The organism is Pseudorhodoplanes sp. (genome assembly GCF_046289595.1).
In the GTDB taxonomy this organism is placed as follows: domain Bacteria; phylum Pseudomonadota; class Alphaproteobacteria; order Rhizobiales; family Xanthobacteraceae; genus Pseudorhodoplanes.
In genome coordinates this window covers 29,119-44,398 of sequence record NZ_JBKBVB010000009.1, presented here as the reverse complement: position 1 = coordinate 44,398, position 15,280 = coordinate 29,119, and the positions used below count along the sequence as shown (strand labels likewise).

16 protein-coding genes are annotated in these 15,280 nt (G+C 65.6%); 11 read left to right on the top strand and 5 right to left on the bottom strand.

The genetic code is table 11. The features are described 5' to 3' along the window. Nucleotides 1-22: 22 nt before the first annotated feature. A complete protein-coding gene (gene petA / locus ACK41X_RS04070; protein ID WP_409719531.1) occupies nt 23-556 on the bottom strand; it encodes a ubiquinol-cytochrome c reductase iron-sulfur subunit in 534 nt (177 codons plus the stop codon). Between the two features lie 266 nt (nt 557-822). Here petA and ACK41X_RS04065 point away from each other — a divergent pair, with 266 nt between their 5' ends. The 7 genes from ACK41X_RS04065 (at nt 823) to ACK41X_RS04035 (ending at nt 5,270) form a co-directional block, all read left to right on the top strand. Next, on the top strand, nt 823-1,290 hold the full coding sequence (locus ACK41X_RS04065; RefSeq protein ID WP_409719529.1) for a tRNA (cytidine(34)-2'-O)-methyltransferase: 468 nt from the start codon (nt 823-825) through the stop codon (nt 1,288-1,290). A gap of 81 nt (nt 1,291-1,371) precedes the next feature. Then, nucleotides 1,372-1,716: a thioredoxin family protein gene (locus ACK41X_RS04060; protein WP_409719527.1), complete on the top strand. Its 345-nt coding sequence runs from the start codon at nt 1,372-1,374 to the stop codon at nt 1,714-1,716. Beyond that, nucleotides 1,713-1,973: a SemiSWEET family sugar transporter gene (locus ACK41X_RS04055; RefSeq protein ID WP_409719525.1), complete on the top strand. Its 261-nt coding sequence runs from the start codon at nt 1,713-1,715 to the stop codon at nt 1,971-1,973. Before ACK41X_RS04060 ends, ACK41X_RS04055 begins: the two co-directional genes overlap by 4 nt. A gap of 38 nt (nt 1,974-2,011) precedes the next feature. Beyond that, a complete protein-coding gene (locus ACK41X_RS04050; RefSeq protein ID WP_409719523.1) occupies nt 2,012-3,037 on the top strand; it encodes a L,D-transpeptidase in 1,026 nt (341 codons plus the stop codon). Beyond that, on the top strand, nt 3,024-3,983 hold the full coding sequence (gene hemF / locus ACK41X_RS04045) for an oxygen-dependent coproporphyrinogen oxidase (protein WP_409719521.1): 960 nt from the start codon (nt 3,024-3,026) through the stop codon (nt 3,981-3,983). Before ACK41X_RS04050 ends, hemF begins: the two co-directional genes overlap by 14 nt. Next, nucleotides 3,980-4,324, top strand: coding sequence for a hypothetical protein (locus ACK41X_RS04040; RefSeq protein WP_409719519.1), 345 nt, complete (start codon nt 3,980-3,982; stop codon nt 4,322-4,324). The genes hemF and ACK41X_RS04040 overlap by 4 nt, the downstream gene beginning before the upstream one ends. Before the next feature lie 202 nt (nt 4,325-4,526). Then, on the top strand, nt 4,527-5,270 hold the full coding sequence (locus ACK41X_RS04035) for an outer membrane protein (RefSeq protein WP_409719518.1): 744 nt from the start codon (nt 4,527-4,529) through the stop codon (nt 5,268-5,270). 81 nt (nt 5,271-5,351) lie between these two features. On the opposite strand, the gene ACK41X_RS04030 is transcribed toward ACK41X_RS04035, so the two are convergent. From ACK41X_RS04030 to ACK41X_RS04015, 4 genes are read right to left on the bottom strand one after another with little or no spacing between them, the layout of a single operon-like run. Then, nucleotides 5,352-6,602: a CCA tRNA nucleotidyltransferase gene (locus tag ACK41X_RS04030; RefSeq protein WP_409719516.1), complete on the bottom strand. Its 1,251-nt coding sequence runs from the start codon at nt 6,600-6,602 to the stop codon at nt 5,352-5,354. After that, nucleotides 6,599-6,862, bottom strand: coding sequence for a DUF6111 family protein (locus ACK41X_RS04025; RefSeq protein WP_409719514.1), 264 nt, complete (start codon nt 6,860-6,862; stop codon nt 6,599-6,601). The genes ACK41X_RS04030 and ACK41X_RS04025 overlap by 4 nt, the downstream gene beginning before the upstream one ends. After that, nucleotides 6,859-7,527, bottom strand: coding sequence for a CoA pyrophosphatase (locus ACK41X_RS04020; RefSeq protein ID WP_409719512.1), 669 nt, complete (start codon nt 7,525-7,527; stop codon nt 6,859-6,861). Before ACK41X_RS04020 ends, ACK41X_RS04025 begins: the two co-directional genes overlap by 4 nt. 3 nt (nt 7,528-7,530) lie before the next feature. Further along, a complete protein-coding gene (locus ACK41X_RS04015) occupies nt 7,531-8,130 on the bottom strand; it encodes a DUF1285 domain-containing protein (RefSeq protein WP_409719510.1) in 600 nt (199 codons plus the stop codon). A gap of 252 nt (nt 8,131-8,382) precedes the next feature. On the opposite strand from ACK41X_RS04015, the gene ACK41X_RS04010 reads away from it, so the two are divergent. From ACK41X_RS04010 to ACK41X_RS03995, 4 genes are read left to right on the top strand one after another with little or no spacing between them, the layout of a single operon-like run. Continuing rightward, nucleotides 8,383-9,393, top strand: coding sequence for an AAA family ATPase (locus ACK41X_RS04010; protein WP_409719508.1), 1,011 nt, complete (start codon nt 8,383-8,385; stop codon nt 9,391-9,393). Nucleotides 9,394-9,396: 3 nt separating this feature from the next. Then, on the top strand, nt 9,397-10,350 hold the full coding sequence (locus ACK41X_RS04005) for a DUF58 domain-containing protein (protein ID WP_409719506.1): 954 nt from the start codon (nt 9,397-9,399) through the stop codon (nt 10,348-10,350). After that, a complete protein-coding gene (locus ACK41X_RS04000) occupies nt 10,347-13,211 on the top strand; it encodes a DUF4159 domain-containing protein (RefSeq protein WP_409719504.1) in 2,865 nt (954 codons plus the stop codon). Before ACK41X_RS04005 ends, ACK41X_RS04000 begins: the two co-directional genes overlap by 4 nt. Next, the gene (locus ACK41X_RS03995; protein ID WP_409719502.1) at nt 13,208-15,274 is read left to right on the top strand and encodes a hypothetical protein; all 2,067 of its coding nucleotides are present in this window, start codon (nt 13,208-13,210) and stop codon (nt 15,272-15,274) included. Before ACK41X_RS04000 ends, ACK41X_RS03995 begins: the two co-directional genes overlap by 4 nt. Nucleotides 15,275-15,280 lie beyond the last annotated feature (6 nt).

The window sequence follows — 15,280 nt, the reverse complement described above, 5'->3', positions numbered from 1 at the left end:
TGGAAATCTTCAGGGAAGCCGGTCAGGCGCCAATCCTGATTCTGGTGTCGGAAACAAATTCATAGGGCGGCAGCGCGAGATTGGTCGGCGCCGGACCGGAGCGGATGCGCCCCGAGGTATCGTAGACCGACCCATGGCAGGGGCAGAAATAGCCGTTATAGGGGCCCGAATGCGCGAGGGGTATGCAGCCGAGATGGGTGCAGATGCCGATCAGAACCTGGAAATTGGCATGGCCTTTTTTGACCCGCTCCGAATCCGGTTGCGGGTCCGGCAGGCTCCGCAGATTGACGTCCTCGGCTTCCTTGATTTCTTTCGGCGTCCGGTGATTGATGAAAATCGGCTTGCCGCGCCAGAACACCTTGATCACCTGACCTTCGGCGATCGGGGTGAGATCGACTTCGACCGGCGCGCCGGCGGCGATCGTCGAGGCGTCCGGGTTCATCTGGTAGATCAGCGGCCAGGCTGTGAAGGCCGCGCCAACGGCGGCGACCGAACCGGTCGCCACATAAAGGAAGTCACGGCGCGTGTGGGCCGCTGATGCTGAGGTGGATGCCACGGTGAAAGTCCTCTTCCGTCGTGCCGGGACGCCTGCGCGCGCTGCGAACCGTCGAGGGACCCGACCGTTTCGTCCATCCCGCGGCGGCGAGCGAATCGGCCATGTCGACCCGGCAGTTCTGGCCTTGGGAAGGCCTTCGGCGGCGATCCGGCGGCGTGTTATTGGCACCCTTACTCTGGGAGCGCAAGAGTGCCATTGCAACTCCGCTAAAAAGTCGCACAAGTCATTAGCCTAACGTCGCAATTGCTGCCCGCTCCGAGGCGGAATTGATAGCGCATAAGCAGCCCGCCATCGCGCTCTACGAGCCGGACATCCCGCAGAATACCGGGACGATTCTCCGTCTCTGCGCCTGCCTTTCGATCACGGCCCATCTGATCGAGCCGGCCGGATTCCCGGTGACGGATCGGGCGTTCCGGCGGGCCGGAATGGATTATCTCGACCATGTGCGGATCGAGCGCCACGCGTCTTTTAGCGCATTCGAGGACTGGCGGCGGGAAACCGGGCTCGCCTTGACGCTGTTCACCACACGTGGGGCGGTGAGCTATCTCGACCATGACTATCGGCCACCGCAGGTGCTGCTGTTCGGCCGGGAATCGGCTGGGGTACCGGATCGGGTGGCCGCCGCCGCCGACGCCCGGCTCGTGATCCCGATGGCGCAGCGGCTGCGCTCGCTCAATGTGGCGATGTCGGTCGCGATGGCGGCGGGGGAAATGATGCGGCAATTGCGGAGGTGAGGGCTCGCGGGCTTGCGGCCGCGAACCGCATCCACGCTAATGCGTTACCAACCTGTTGTCATCCTGGACTCGCCCTGCCCCATGCCTTTCAATACGGACTATTCGACAGACGAACCCGCCCGCTCCGGGATCGATCAACTCGCAGGCGCGACGCTCCTGGAATTCGGAAGCGCATGGTGCGGCCACTGCCGGCGCGCCACGCCGCTGGTGCAGGACGCCTTCAGGGCGCATCCCGGCATTCGTCATATCAAGATCGAGGATGGCCGGGGGCGGCCGCTGGGACGGTCGTTCCACGTGAAGCTGTGGCCGACACTGATTTTTCTGAAGGATGGCCAGGAACTGAGCCGCCTGGTCCGGCCAACGGAGGCCTCCGACATTGCCGCGGCGATGGCAGCCATCGATCCGGCCGGAGCCACCGCCGCGTGACATTCGATGCGGTCACACTGCTCGGGCTCCTTGCTGCAATGCTGACCACCGCGGCCAATGTCCCGCAGGTCTGGAAGGCCTGGCGCACAAAAGAAACCCGCGACATCTCGCTCGCCATGACGCTTATCCTTGCCGGGGGACTTGGACTGTGGGTGTCCTATGGTGTCCTGCAGGGCGACGCCGTCATTATCATCGCCAATGCGGCCGGGATGCTGCTCGCCCTTTCGCTCGCGGCTTTGAAGCTCCGGCACGGATAGGATAACAATTGCGCGTCGTTGCGCCGCCGGAGTCCTCGATGCGCGATTTCAGCTTGATGCACGGCTTCATCTTGTCCCGCCGCACCGCCCTTCTTGGTGCTGGAGCGGCCCCTCTTGCCTTCGCCCTGCGCCGCGCGATTGCGCAAGATGCGCCGGATCTGTCGACGATGAAGCCCGGCGACTTCACCTGGACTCCCGAGCGCGCGCCATCCGGGCCTGTGGTGGTGCTGGTTTCGCTCCCCGACCAGCGCGTGGCGGTGTACCGCAGCGGCACCATGATCGGTGCCTCGACCTGCTCCACCGGCAAGGCTGGCCACACAACGCCATCGGGCGTGTTCGTGATCCTGCAGAAGGACAAGAACCACCATTCATCGACCTACAACAACGCGCCCATGCCGTTCATGGAGCGCCTGACCTGGCAGGGCGTGGCGTTGCATGCCGGCAACCTGCCCGGCTATCCGGCGAGTCACGGCTGCATCCGGCTGCCGCTGGAATTCGCCAAGCTCCTGTTCGGGGTGACGACGCTCGGCACGCCGGTGATCGTGGCCGACGCGAAAATGGCGACGGCGGACATCCGCCATCCGGGCCTGCTTATCTCCGACCATGTCCAAGAGATGGCGATGTCGGCCGTGAAGCAGACGGCGGCCAAGACGCATCATCCGGAAACCGCAACGGTCGACACCCACGAGGCCGCGGCCTTCGTGATCTCCACCGCCGACAAGCGGTTGCTCGCTTTCGTCAATGGCAAGGAGGTCTTCGCATCGCCGGTGACACTGAAAGCGCCGGAGAATTCCTATGGCAATCACGCCTTCACATTGACCGGGCCCGATTCCGATCCACGTCACATGAAATGGATGGCAATCGGGCTCGACGCCGCCCATGCGGGCTCTTCGGACCGGATTGTCGCCGACACCCTCAACAAGGTCGATTTGCCGCCGGAGGCCGCGCAGCGCGTGCTCGCGCTGATGCATCCCGGATCGACCATGGTCATCACCAGCGGCCCGGCGACGGCAGAGCACCGCACCGGTCCCGGCTTTACGATAATCACCCATGACGACGCATAATCAGTCGACCCGCGACCGTGCGGCGCTCACCGGCGCATTGCCGCCGCTCAATAGCGATGCGACAGCGCTTGACGACCGCAAGGCGAAAGCGCGCGCCTGGTTCGAAGCGCTGCGCGACCAAATCTGCGCCGCATTCGAAAAACTCGAAGACGATTTGCCGGCCGGCCAGCCGCAATCCGGGATGGCGCCCGGGCGTTTCGTGCGCACGCCGTGGGAGCGCACCGACCACAGCGGCGGACCCGGCGGCGGCGGCGTCATGTCGATGATGAAGGGCCGCGTGTTCGAGAAGGTCGGCGTGCATTGCTCGACCGTGTTCGGAGAATTTGCACCCGAATTCCGAAAAGAGATTCCGGGCGCCGACAGCGATCCGCGGTTCTGGGCCTCCGGCATCTCGCTGATCGCACATTTGTGGAATCCGAATGTGCCGGCGGTGCACATGAACACGAGATTTGTGGTCACAACCAAGGCCTGGTTCGGCGGTGGCGCCGACCTCACCCCCGTGCTCAATGCGCGCCGCACGCAGGACGACCCGGACACGATCGCGTTTCACGCAGCGATGCAGCGCGCCTGCGATGCGCATGCTGCGATCGCGCCGTATGACAAGTACAAGGCCTGGTGCGACGAGTATTTCTATCTGAAGCATCGCAACGAGCCGCGCGGCATCGGCGGGATTTTTTACGACTGGCACAATAGCGGCGACTTCGACGCCGATCTCGCCTTCACCCAGGATGTCGGCCGCGCTTTCCTCGAGGTTTATCCGCAGCTGGTTCGCGCGAATTTCACGAAGCCCTATGGCGAAGCCGAGCGCGAGGAACAGCTCATCCGGCGCGGCCGCTATGTCGAATACAACCTGCTCTACGATCGCGGCACCATCTTCGGCCTCAAGACCGGCGGCAATGTCGAATCGATCCTGTCGTCGCTGCCGCCCGTCGTGAAGTGGCCTTGAGCTATCCGGCCAGCTTGAGATCGGCCGGCGAGATCAGGACGCCGAACTGCTCGCACCAAATCACATCGCTCCGATATTTGGAAAGCTCGACACCCGGCTGGGTTGGCGTGAATAAAGTTTCCATTAGCCACAATTGCAGTTCGATCAGCTGCCGAAAGGGTTTCGGCGGCCGGCGGCGGTGGAAAGACGAACAGGAAAAGGAAAAATCCGAGCGCGACGCCCAGGCCGGTTCCAAACAACCCGCCGACCGCGAAGATCAGGAGACTGCGCAAAATGCCCTGCATTTTCAGCGTCTCCCGCGATCTGCCCCGCCCGCTTCACCTATTTTTAGCGCGTTCTGAAGTGGCGGATAAGTATCGGGTTATGGTTTCACATTGGTGACTTGTGGCCTCTATAACACACACGTCATGGAACCTCGTCCGCGGCGCGATTGTGGCAGTTTTTTAGAAACTTCTGCCGTATTTGACGGTTACACGCACGGTCGGGACGAACACAAGCGTACGTCTTTCGCTGCATTCTCGAAGAAAGGACATGGGGGAGCTCATGCGGAACTACACAATCGCTGCGATCGCAGCAGCAGGCATCGCGCTCGGCGCGGCGCAGTCGGCGCAGGCCGCCGACATCGCTCGCCCGGTTTACAAGGCCGCACCGGTGGTGATGGCCTATAACTGGAGCGGCTTCTACATCGGCGGCAACGTCGGTTACGGCTGGGGCGAAATGCAGACCAACGACATTTTCGGCTGGAGCGCGACGGCGAAGCCTGACGGCTTCTTCGGCGGCGGCCAGATCGGCTGGAACTGGCAGGCGCCCGGTTCGCAGTGGGTGTGGGGTGTCGAGGTCGATTCGCAATGGTCCGGCATGAAGGACAGCTGGACCTGGATCGGTGCCGGCGGCGGTCTGGCCACGGCTGACGCCAAGGTTGACTATTTCGGCACCGCGCGCCTGCGCCTTGGCTACGCCTGGGATCGCACGCTGTTCTACGCCACCGGCGGTCTCGCCTGGGGTACGGCCGAGGCCAAGGGCAGCGTCAATGTCGGCAACTTTGCCTGGGCCGGTTCGAGCTCCAACACCCACGTCGGCTGGACTGTCGGCGCCGGCATGGAATGGGCGCTGATGGACAACTGGTCGGCCAAGGTCGAGTATCTCTACATCGATCTCGGCAACGAAAACTACTTCGGTGGTCCGGCCGCCGGCGGCTTCGACGCCGACGTGACCGCGCACACCGTCAAGGTCGGCCTGAACTATCGCTTCGGTTACAGCAAGTCGCCGGTCGTTGCGAAGTACTGATAGAGCCTGAGCTCTCTCCTGAACTTGAAAGCCCCGGCGCGAGCCGGGGCTTTTTTCGTTGTGGCGAAGGACTCGACCGCTTCACGCCTGGTGCTTCGTGACAGCGGCATCGGCGATGGCGGCGATCGCCGCCGGATCCGAGGGAAAGTCGGCGGCGATCCAGGCGGCCTCCGCTTCGCGCAGAGCCGCCCCCAAGGCAGGTCCCTTGCCCAGTCCGCGCGCGATCAAGTCGGCGGCCGCAAGCGGAAAAGTCGGGGTCTGCCATCGGGCGGGAAGCCCGGCGAGCGCAAGCCAGCGCGAATCGTCCGGACCCTGCGGCGACCGGCTCCATCCAAGCATCAACCGGTCCGCGTACCGGACCGGTCCGAGCCGGTAGAGCAGCGCCCGCGCAGCCTGCGCCGGCATGCCGGCGTCGATCCGCCACCACTGCGCCGCCATGCTGTGGAGCCTTTCATGCTCGGCATTCGACAGGCGAAGCCGCTCGAATAGCCGCGTGGCATCCTCATCGACATACACTGCGAGCGCGCCAAGCCTGCGGATAGCGTCCGCCGACGCGCCGCACTGCACTTCGATTGCCGTGAACCTTTCGAACGCCGCGAGATAGGCAATCCCTCCGAGAATGCCGGTGAGCAATCCAGCCTCGGTCATCAGACGCACCGATGCGACTGCGCGCCGCGCGCGCAGAAGCTTCAGCATCTCCATGCGCACCCGTTCGCGGGACAGGCCGCGCAATCCCGCGCGCCCTTCGATGCAGGCATGCAGCGCAGCGGCGTCTGGCTCGCCTTCGCCGTACGCGGCGTAAAACCGGAAGAACCGCAGAATACGCAGATAATCCTCGGCGATACGCGCCGCCGCGTCGCCGATGAAGCGCACCCGCCGCGCATCGAGATCGGCAAGTCCGCCGACATAATCGTGCACGACACCGTCGCGCGACAGCGACAGCGCGTTGATCGTGAAGTCGCGCCGCTCGGCATCGCGCCGCCAGTCGCGCCCGAACGCCACCTTGGCCTTGCGGCCATAGGTCTCGACATCCTCCCGCAAGGTCGTGACTTCGTAGGGCGTACCGTCCACGAGGAGTGTCACCGTGCCATGTTCGATGCCGGTGGGTACCGACCGCAGATTCGCAGATTGCGCGCGGCGCACAATTTCATCGGGCAGTGCAGTGGTCGCGATATCGATTTCGCTGAAAGGTTCACCGAGGAGCGCGTTGCGCACCGCTCCGCCGACGATGCGCGCCTCTTCTCCTTCGCAGTCGAGCATCTGCAGAATCCGGCGGGCGCCGCCATGCGTCAGCAGAGCGGCGTCGCCAAGCCGCCGCTGCTGCGCAGTCATTTGAAATGCCCGGGGATCAGCACACCGTCCTTGACATGCGGCGGCACGTAGGTGGAGCCGGCCGGCTGATACTCCCTTAACCCGAGATAGACGAAACCGGCGAGCATGAGCAGCACCGCAGCTGCCGTCAGCCAGGCGAGCGTCTTGGGGGACCAGGACTCGACATTGAGAACGCCTGCGCGGGTCGCCGACAGGAACAGCGCGTAGACTGCAAAGGGCGTCAGAAAAAGAGCGATTTGGGTCAGGATCGGCCTGATCATGCGCCGTAAATTCTCTGCTGGAGGTTGCGGAAGATGCCCGCGGTGACGCCCCATATATACCGCTCGCCGAACGGAATTGCGTAGTAACTGCGCATCATGCCCTGCCATTCGCGGCTATGGGTCTGATGATTGGCCGGCTCCATCAGGTGCGACAACGGCACTTCGAACGTATCCTCCACCTCACCCGGGTTGATCGTCAGCGTGAATTGCGGGTGCACACGAGCCACCACCGGCACAATACGGTAACCGAGCGTCGTCATGTAAATGTCGAGATAGCCGATTGGATCGATCACGCCGGCATCGAGCCCGATTTCCTCCTGCGCTTCGCGCAAGGCGGCGGCAAGCGGCGTCTCGTCAGTGGGATCGATCTTGCCGCCGGGAAACGCAATCTGACCGGCATGCTGCGGCAAATGCGCCGTGCGCTGCGTCAAAAGGACCATCGGCTCATCGCGCTCGATCACCGGGATCAGCACGGCGGCGGGCTTAATCGGCCGTACCGCAGCGATCGCCTTGACCACCGGATCTGCATCGTGGTCGCCGCGCAGCGGCAGTGCATCTGGGTCGGTCAGGCCGGGTGGAGCATCGAGTGTCAGCACCGCGCGCGCGCGGTCGAAAAAGTTGTTGCCGTAAATGCTGCGGGACACGGGCAAGGCGGTTTCGGTCATCTGTCAGCTCAAATCCCGCAGAACCTCGGCCCGCGTCAAAGGGAAAAACGATCCTGCCGAAGCAATGCCGAACATGCGCTGGCCGCCAAGATCGCGTTCGACGCCCAGTTCGACAAGATCGAAAAACAGCGCGCGCGTCACCTTCGCCCACAGGTCGCGCCGGACATGGATGTAGGGCTTCACGCCGCCGGAATGGTGTTCCGGCTCAAAGCGCAGGGGATGCTCAGGACCACAAACGATCCAGTCGTCGACATTGGTGCGGAAATGCAGCCGCGGCCCCGAGACGGTGTCCTCGCGCAGCATCTCGACCGCAAGGAACGGAGCATCCTCGACCACGATCCCGATCTTCTCGACCGGCGTTACCAGGAAATACCTGTCGCCTTCGCGCTTTAGGACCGAGGCAAACAGCCGCACGAGCGGCGCCCGTCCAATCGGCGAGCCGAGATAATACCAGGTTCCGTCTGCCGCAATCCGGATATCGAGATCCCCGCAAAAGGGCGGGTTCCACCGCTCGACAGGCGCCGGTCCGCGGCCAGCGGTCTGGCGAAGGGATGCGGCAATGCCATCCAGCCCTGCGGTATTGTCCTGCCTTTGCTTCGCCATGGTTTAACCTGAGCCTGCCCCGGGCCTCGCGACAAGGATCGCACACGCGCAAAAGTGATCGATGCAGCATAGCCCGGCGGCAGGGTAAAATAGCGTAAGCTTGAACGCTTCCGGTTTCGTCCCGCCCCGATTCGGGGAGAGCTTTTCCGAAGGGCCCGTGCCGACGCTGGCGCAGTTGTTGCATCATTTTCGATAGATATATCGCCCGGACGACCTGACCAAGACGGGCCGACGATAGAAGGAACGAACTCAATGGCGGCAGCCGGCGAAAGCCTCGAAACAATGGAAGACATGATCGTTCGCGCCGCCGAATCGACCGCAACGCATGCCCGCGCCGCCAGGGATGCGATCGGTTCGGTGATCTTCGGCCAGGAACGGGTCATCGAGCAGGCGCTGATTACCATCCTCTCGGGCGGCCATGGCCTTCTAGTGGGCGTTCCCGGTCTCGCCAAGACGAAACTTGTGGAGACCATGGGGACAGTGCTCGGTCTCGATGCCCGCCGCATCCAGTTCACGCCCGACCTGATGCCCTCGGATATTCTGGGCTCCGAAGTTCTGGAGGAGGCCCCTAGCGGCAAGCGCAATTTCCGTTTCATCCCCGGCCCGATCTTCGCGCAATTGCTGATGGCGGATGAGATCAACCGCGCCAGCCCGCGGACCCAGTCGGCGCTGCTGCAGGCGATGCAGGAATTGCATGTCACCGTTGCGGGCGCCCGCCACGACGTGCCCAAGCCGTTCCACGTCTTGGCGACACAGAACCCGCTGGAGCAGGAAGGCACCTATCCGCTCCCGGAAGCCCAGCTCGACCGCTTCCTGATGCAGATCGACGTGGATTATCCTGATCGCGATGCCGAACGGCGCATGCTGTTCGACACCACCGGCGCCGACGAAAGCAAGCCGAAGGCGGCGATGTCGGCCGACGACCTGATCGCGGCGCAGCGCCTCGTGCGCCGCCTGCCGGTCGGCGAATCCGTCGTCGACTCGATCCTGGCATTGGTGCGGTCGGCAAGGCCGCAGTCCGGCGAAGCCGACGACATCCGCAAGAAGATCGCCTGGGGCCCCGGCCCGCGCGCCAGCCAGGCGTTGATGCTGGCGGTGCGCGCCCGCGCATTGCTCGATGGCCGGCTCGCCCCGTCGGTCGACGATGTGGTCGCGCTCGCCGAGCCGGTCCTGAAACACCGTATGGCGCTGACCTTCCAGGCGCGTGCCGAGGGCGACACCGTGGATGGGGTGATCGGCCAGCTGAAGTCGCGGCTCGGGTGAGCAATGGCACTCGAGCCGGACGCCCTCGCGCGTGAAGCTGATGCGGTCCGCCACGCCAGCGGGCAATCGCGGTCGCTGGCTTCCAGCCTGCCGCGGCTGATGCTGGAATCGCGGCGCATTGCGGCGACGGTGATCCATGGGCTGCACGGGCGGCGACGCTCCGGCTCCGGCGAAAATTTCTGGCAATACCGCCGGTTCCTGTCCGGGGAGCCGGCACGCCGCGTCGACTGGCGCCGCTCCGCCCGCGATGAGCACCTGTACGTCCGGGAGCAGGAATGGGAAGCCGCGCACACGGTGTGGATCTGGCCAGACCGCTCGCCGTCGATGGCGTTTTCCTCGCCGCTCGCCGCGGAATCAAAACTCGAGCGCACGCTGGTCATCGCCTTCGCGCTCGCTGAAATCCTTGTCGAGGGAGGGGAACGCATCGGCGTACCGGGCCTGATGCGGCCGACCGCCAGCCGCAACGTGATCGACAAATTCGCGCAGGCGATCGTGCACGATACCGCCGAGCGCACCAGCCTGCCGCCGGGCTTTGCGCCGGCGCCGTTGTCGGAAGTGGTCCTCTTGTCCGATTTCTGGAGCCCGATCCCGGATTTCCGCCGCGCGCTCGCCCAATTGTCGGGGGCGCATGCACTCATCCACGCCGTGCAGGTCGTCGATCCCGCGGAAGAGACCTTTCCTTATTCGGGGCGCGTCGAGTTTCTGGAGCCGGAGGGCCTCGGCAGCATCACTGCAGGCCGCGCGGAGACCTGGCGCTCCGATTATCTCGGCCGGCTTTCGGCGCATCGCCTTGCGCTGCGCGCAGAAGCCGACCGCGTGCATGCAAGTTTGATCATCCATCGCACCGATCGTCCGGCGAGCGAGCTGGTGCTCGCGCTGCATGCCCGCATGGGCGCGAATGCGGAGGCGCCGGTGGCATCCCCGGCACGGATGGCGCAGGCGGAGGCGGTGGCATGATTGGCAGCCTGCCCTTCGCGTTCGCCCAGCCCTTGGTGCTGCTCGGCCTGCTCAGTCTGCCGGTGCTGTGGTGGCTGTTGCGGATGATCCCGCCGCGCCCCCGGCTGATCGCATTCCCGCCGGCACGGCTGCTGTTCGACATTGCGCCGAAGGAAGAAACGCCCGCGCGCACCCCGTGGTGGCTGACGCTGCTGCGCCTGACGCTTGCGGCGCTGCTGATCCTCGCGGCGGCCGGTCCGATGTGGAATCCGTCGGTGGCGACCTCGGGCGGCTCCGGCCCGCTCGTTCTCCTGATCGACGACGGCTGGGCCGCGGCCTCCACATGGGATATCCGGGCGCGCACGGCCGACGACGTGCTGGCGCGTGCCGAGGCGGACGGCCGCGCCGCCGCGTTGATCCCGATGTCGGAGGCCGGCCGCACGGTCACGTTGCAGACCGCAGCGGCGGCCCGCGTGCAGCTGCAGAAAATGGCGCCGAAGCCGCACGCAGTCGAGCGCGCCGAGGTTTTGCCGGCGCTGTCACGCGTCTTCGGCAGCTCACCCAATGCTGAGCTGGTCTGGCTGTCGGACGGCACGCATCTCGGCGCCGGGAGCGATTTCGTCAGCGGGCTTGCCGGGCTTCTGGAAGGCCGTACCATCACCGTGGTCGAGGGTGGCGTCGCCCAGGCTTTGGCGCTCAGTTCGGCGGACAACAATGCCGGCGCGCTCACCGTAAAGATCTCGCGTGCCGCAGCCGATGGCGAACGCAGCGGCACCGTGCGGGCCTATGACCTGAAAGGATTACTGCTCGCGGAAACCCCGTTCGCCCTGAAAGCGAGCGAGCGCGAAACCGAGGCGATGCTCGACCTTCCGGTCGAATTGCGCAACGACATCGCCAGGCTCGAAATCGCTGGCGAGCGCTCGGCGGGCGCGGTGCAGCTTCTGGACAAGCGATGGCGGCGGCGCAGCATCGGCGTCATCACCGGCGCCACTGCCGATACCGCCCAGCCGCTGCTGGCCTCGACCTTCTATCTGCAGCGCGCGCTGTCGCCGTTCGCCGATGTGCGCATGGGCGAGCGCGTCTCGCCCTCCGACATGGTGGTGCGCTTCATCGACCAGAATGTGCCGATGCTGATCCTCGCCGATGTCGGCAATGTGGTAGGAACCGCACGCGAGCGTCTCGCCAAGTGGGTGGAGGACGGCGGCGTCCTGGTGCGCTTTGCCGGTCCGCGGCTCGCAGCATCGGACGACGATCTCGTCCCGGTGCGGCTGCGCCGCGGCGGCCGGACGCTGGGCGGTTCGCTGTCCTGGGAAAAGCCGCAGCCGCTCGCCGCATTCTCGCGCGAGGGCCCGTTCGGCGGGATGCCGGTTCCAAACGACGTCACCGTGTCCCGGCAGGTGCTGGCGGAACCCGATTCCGGCCTTGCCGAGCGAAGCTGGGCAACGCTCGCCGACGGCACCCCGCTGGTCACCGGCGCGCGCCGCGGCAAGGGCATCATCGTCCTTTTCCACGTCACCGCCGATACCCGCTGGTCGGACCTGCCGTTGTCGGGCACATTCGTCGAGATGCTGAAGAACCTAGTGTCGCTTGCGGGCTCGACGGCGACCGCAGAACAGGCCAGCGCCGACCGCGATAGGGAGACGCTGGCGCCGGCGCGCGCGCTCGATGGCTATGGCGTGTTCGGCGCACCGCCCGGCAGCGCCAAGCCGGTACCGGCCAACTATGCCGGGCGCGCCACCGCCGATCATCCGCCCGGCTTTTACGGGCCGCCGGAAGGGCTCCTTGCCGTGAACACCCTGACCGCAGCCGACCGTCCCGACACCATCGACATCGCCCCGCTGAACGCGCGCCGCGACGTCTATCGCCTGAGCGAGCCGCACGATCTGCGCGGACCGATCTTCCTTGCAGCCCTCGGCCTTCTGCTGATCGACGCGCTGGTTGTGTTCTGGCTGGCCGGCGGTCTGAGCCGCCTGACCGGCACGCGCCGCCGCGCCGTGGCGTCCGGCGTCGTCCTCGCGGTCATCCTCGCCGGAGCTGGCCCCAGCGGGCGCGCGGAAGCCCAAACCGCGACGCCGCGGCAGCAGACGGCGATCGCCCGGCCTTCGGCGGCGCTCGACGACTTCGCAATGAAGGCAGCCAACCAGACCAAGCTTGCCTATGTCGTCACCGGAGATGCCGACACCGACGCCATCAGCAAGTCGGGCCTGAGCGGGCTGACAATTTTTCTCGCCCAGCGCACTGCGCTCGAAGGCGGCGAGCCGGTCGGTCTGGATATCGCACGCGACGAACTCGCCTTCTTCCCGCTGATCTATTGGCCGATCGTGCCGGGTGCGGCGAAGCCCTCTCCCGAGGCACTGGCCCGGATCGACACCTACATGAAGCAGGGCGGTACGGTGTTGTTCGATACCCGCGACGCGATTATGGCGCCGCCGGGGCCCGGCGGTGAGGCCCGCAGCCCCGGCATGCTGGCGTTGCGCGAAATCCTGGCTTCGCTCGACATTCCGGAACTCGAACCGGTGTCGAAGGATCACGTCCTGACCAAGACCTTCTTCCTGCTGCGCGACTTTCCCGGACGCTTCAATACCGGACAGCTCTGGGTCGAGGCGCTGCCCGCGGGAGAAGACCTCGATGGCGAGATTGAAGCCCGTCCCGCCCGCGCCGGTGACGGCGTCTCCTCGATCATGATCACATCCAACGATCTTGCCGGGGCCTGGGCGATGCGTCCCGACGGTCAGCAGATGCTGCCGATGGTGGCCAGCGAACCGCGCGCGAGAGAGATGGCATACCGGGCGGGCGTCAATATCGTGATGTACGCGCTGACCGGCAATTACAAAGCCGACCAGGTGCATGTACCCGCGTTGCTGGAGCGTCTGGGACAATGACTTTCGGTATCGCCTTCACTCCCCTCGTCCCCGCCTATGTCCTCTGGGCCGCGGCGGCCGCGGTGATCCTGGTCTCTGCGCTGTTATTGTTCATCCGCAGCCGTGGCGCATTGCTGCGCGCGACGGCAATGGCGCTTCTCGTCTTCGCGCTCGCCAACCCCTCCTTCACCCGCGAAGACCGCGAACCCATTCCCTCGGTGGTCGCCGTCGTGGTCGACAAGAGCCCGAGCCAGACGTTCGGCAACCGTACAAAGCAGGCCGAAGACGCTCGTGCGGCGCTGATCGAGCGGCTGGCGCGCATTCCCAATATCGACGTGCGGGTCGTGGAAGCCGGCGCCGCCGACGGCGAGACCGACGGCACGCGGCTGTTCGGTGCGCTCGGTGCCGCCCTCTCGGACGTGCCGCCGGACCGGATCGCCGGCGCGTTCGTCATCACCGACGGACGCGTGCATGACGTCCCGCCCGATGCGGCGCAGCTTGGCTTTTCCGCGCCGCTGCATGCGCTGGTCACCGGCGAAGCCAACGAGCGCGACCGGCGCGTGGTGCTGACCACGGCGCCGCGCTTCGGCATTGTCGGCCAGTCGCAGACCATTGGCTTTCGCGTGCAGGATGAGGGCGTCGCTCCCTCAACTGCGCGGGTCACCGTCCGCCGCGACGGCGAAACCATCGAGACCCGCAATGTCACCACCAACACCAATGTGCGCGTGCAGGTCCATATCCCGCACGCCGGATCGAACATTGTCGAGATCGAGGCCTCACCGCTGGAAAACGAGCTGACCGCGGTCAACAACCGCGCCGTGGTGTCGATCGACGGCGTGCGCGACAAGTTGCGCGTGCTGCTGGTCTCGGGTGAGCCGCATGCCGGCGAGCGCACCTGGCGCAATCTCCTGAAGTCGGACGCCGCAGTCGATCTCGTGCATTTCACCATCCTGCGGCCGCCGGAAAAGCAGGACGGCACGCCGATCAACGAATTGTCGCTGATCGCCTTCCCGACCCGTGAGCTGTTCCAGCAGAAGATCGGCGAATTTCACCTTATCATCTTCGACCGCTATGCGCGTCAGGGCGTGCTGCCGGTTGTCTATTTCGATAACATCGCGCGCTATGTCCGTCAGGGCGGCGCCGTGCTGATCGCGGCCGGACCCGATTATGCAAGCCCGACCTCGCTGTGGCGCACGCCGCTCGATGTGGTGCTGCCGGCCGAGCCCAGCGGCAAGATGATCGAGACGCCCTACCATGCGCGCCTGAGCGAACTGGGAAAACGTCACCCGGTGACCCGCGCGCTCGAAGGCGCCGCCAACGAGCCGCCGGACTGGAGCCGCTGGTTCCGCCTGGTCGACGCGACCGTTGGGCAAGGCTCGTCGGTTATGGAGGGACCGGACGGCAAGCCGCTCTTGGTGCTCTCACGCGAGGGCGAAGGCCGGGTGGCGCTGCTCCTGTCCGATCACATCTGGCTTTGGGCGCGCGGCTATGAAGGCGGCGGGCCGCATCTCGATCTGTTGCGGCGGCTCTCGCACTGGCTGATGAAGCAGCCCGATCTTGAGGAGGAGGCGCTCCGCGTCGCAACGCGCGGCCGTGACCTCGAGATCAACCGTCAGACCATGGCGGAAACGGTGACACCGGTCGTCGTGACGACGCCCTCGGGCGAGACGCGGACGGTGACGCTGCAGCAGGCCGAGCCCGGCCTTTGGCGCGGATCCACGCCGGCCAATGAACTCGGCTTGTGGCGCGCCAGCGACGGCAAGCTGACGACGCTGGTCAATGTCGGCCCCGTCAATCCGCGCGAATTTGCCGAGGTGACGTCCTCGGTCGAGGTGCTGCGCCCGCTCGCTCATGCAACCGGCGGCGACGCAAGGCGGCTCGACGATGCGGGTAGCGTGAGCGTACCGCGCGTCGTCGGCGTGCGGTCGAGCGAAACCTTCCGCGGCGATGACTGGATGGGCTTGAAACTGCGCGACGCAAGCGTGTTGCGCGGCATCGGCGTGCTGCCGGTTTTTGCCGGGCTGCTGGGTCTGTTGCTGCTGATCGGCTCGCTTGCGGCGACCTGGGCGCGAGAGGGGCGGTAATCCAGA

Coding starts and splice junctions, on each gene's coding strand:
- ACK41X_RS04020 (WP_409719512.1), bottom strand. CDS start 7,527: ATGACCGAAACCGCCTTGCCCGTGTCCCGCAGCATTTACGGCAACAAC.
- ACK41X_RS04025 (WP_409719514.1), bottom strand. CDS start 6,862: ATGATCAGGCCGATCCTGACCCAAATCGCTCTTTTTCTGACGCCCTTT.
- ACK41X_RS04000 (WP_409719504.1), top strand. CDS start 10,347: ATGATTGGCAGCCTGCCCTTCGCGTTCGCCCAGCCCTTGGTGCTGCTC.
- ACK41X_RS04035 (WP_409719518.1), top strand. CDS start 4,527: ATGCGGAACTACACAATCGCTGCGATCGCAGCAGCAGGCATCGCGCTC.
- ACK41X_RS04005 (WP_409719506.1), top strand. CDS start 9,397: ATGGCACTCGAGCCGGACGCCCTCGCGCGTGAAGCTGATGCGGTCCGC.
- ACK41X_RS04015 (WP_409719510.1), bottom strand. CDS start 8,130: ATGGCGAAGCAAAGGCAGGACAATACCGCAGGGCTGGATGGCATTGCC.
- ACK41X_RS03995 (WP_409719502.1), top strand. CDS start 13,208: ATGACTTTCGGTATCGCCTTCACTCCCCTCGTCCCCGCCTATGTCCTC.
- ACK41X_RS04050 (WP_409719523.1), top strand. CDS start 2,012: ATGCGCGATTTCAGCTTGATGCACGGCTTCATCTTGTCCCGCCGCACC.
- hemF (WP_409719521.1), top strand. CDS start 3,024: ATGACGACGCATAATCAGTCGACCCGCGACCGTGCGGCGCTCACCGGC.
- ACK41X_RS04060 (WP_409719527.1), top strand. CDS start 1,372: ATGCCTTTCAATACGGACTATTCGACAGACGAACCCGCCCGCTCCGGG.
- ACK41X_RS04030 (WP_409719516.1), bottom strand. CDS start 6,602: ATGACTGCGCAGCAGCGGCGGCTTGGCGACGCCGCTCTGCTGACGCAT.
- ACK41X_RS04010 (WP_409719508.1), top strand. CDS start 8,383: ATGGCGGCAGCCGGCGAAAGCCTCGAAACAATGGAAGACATGATCGTT.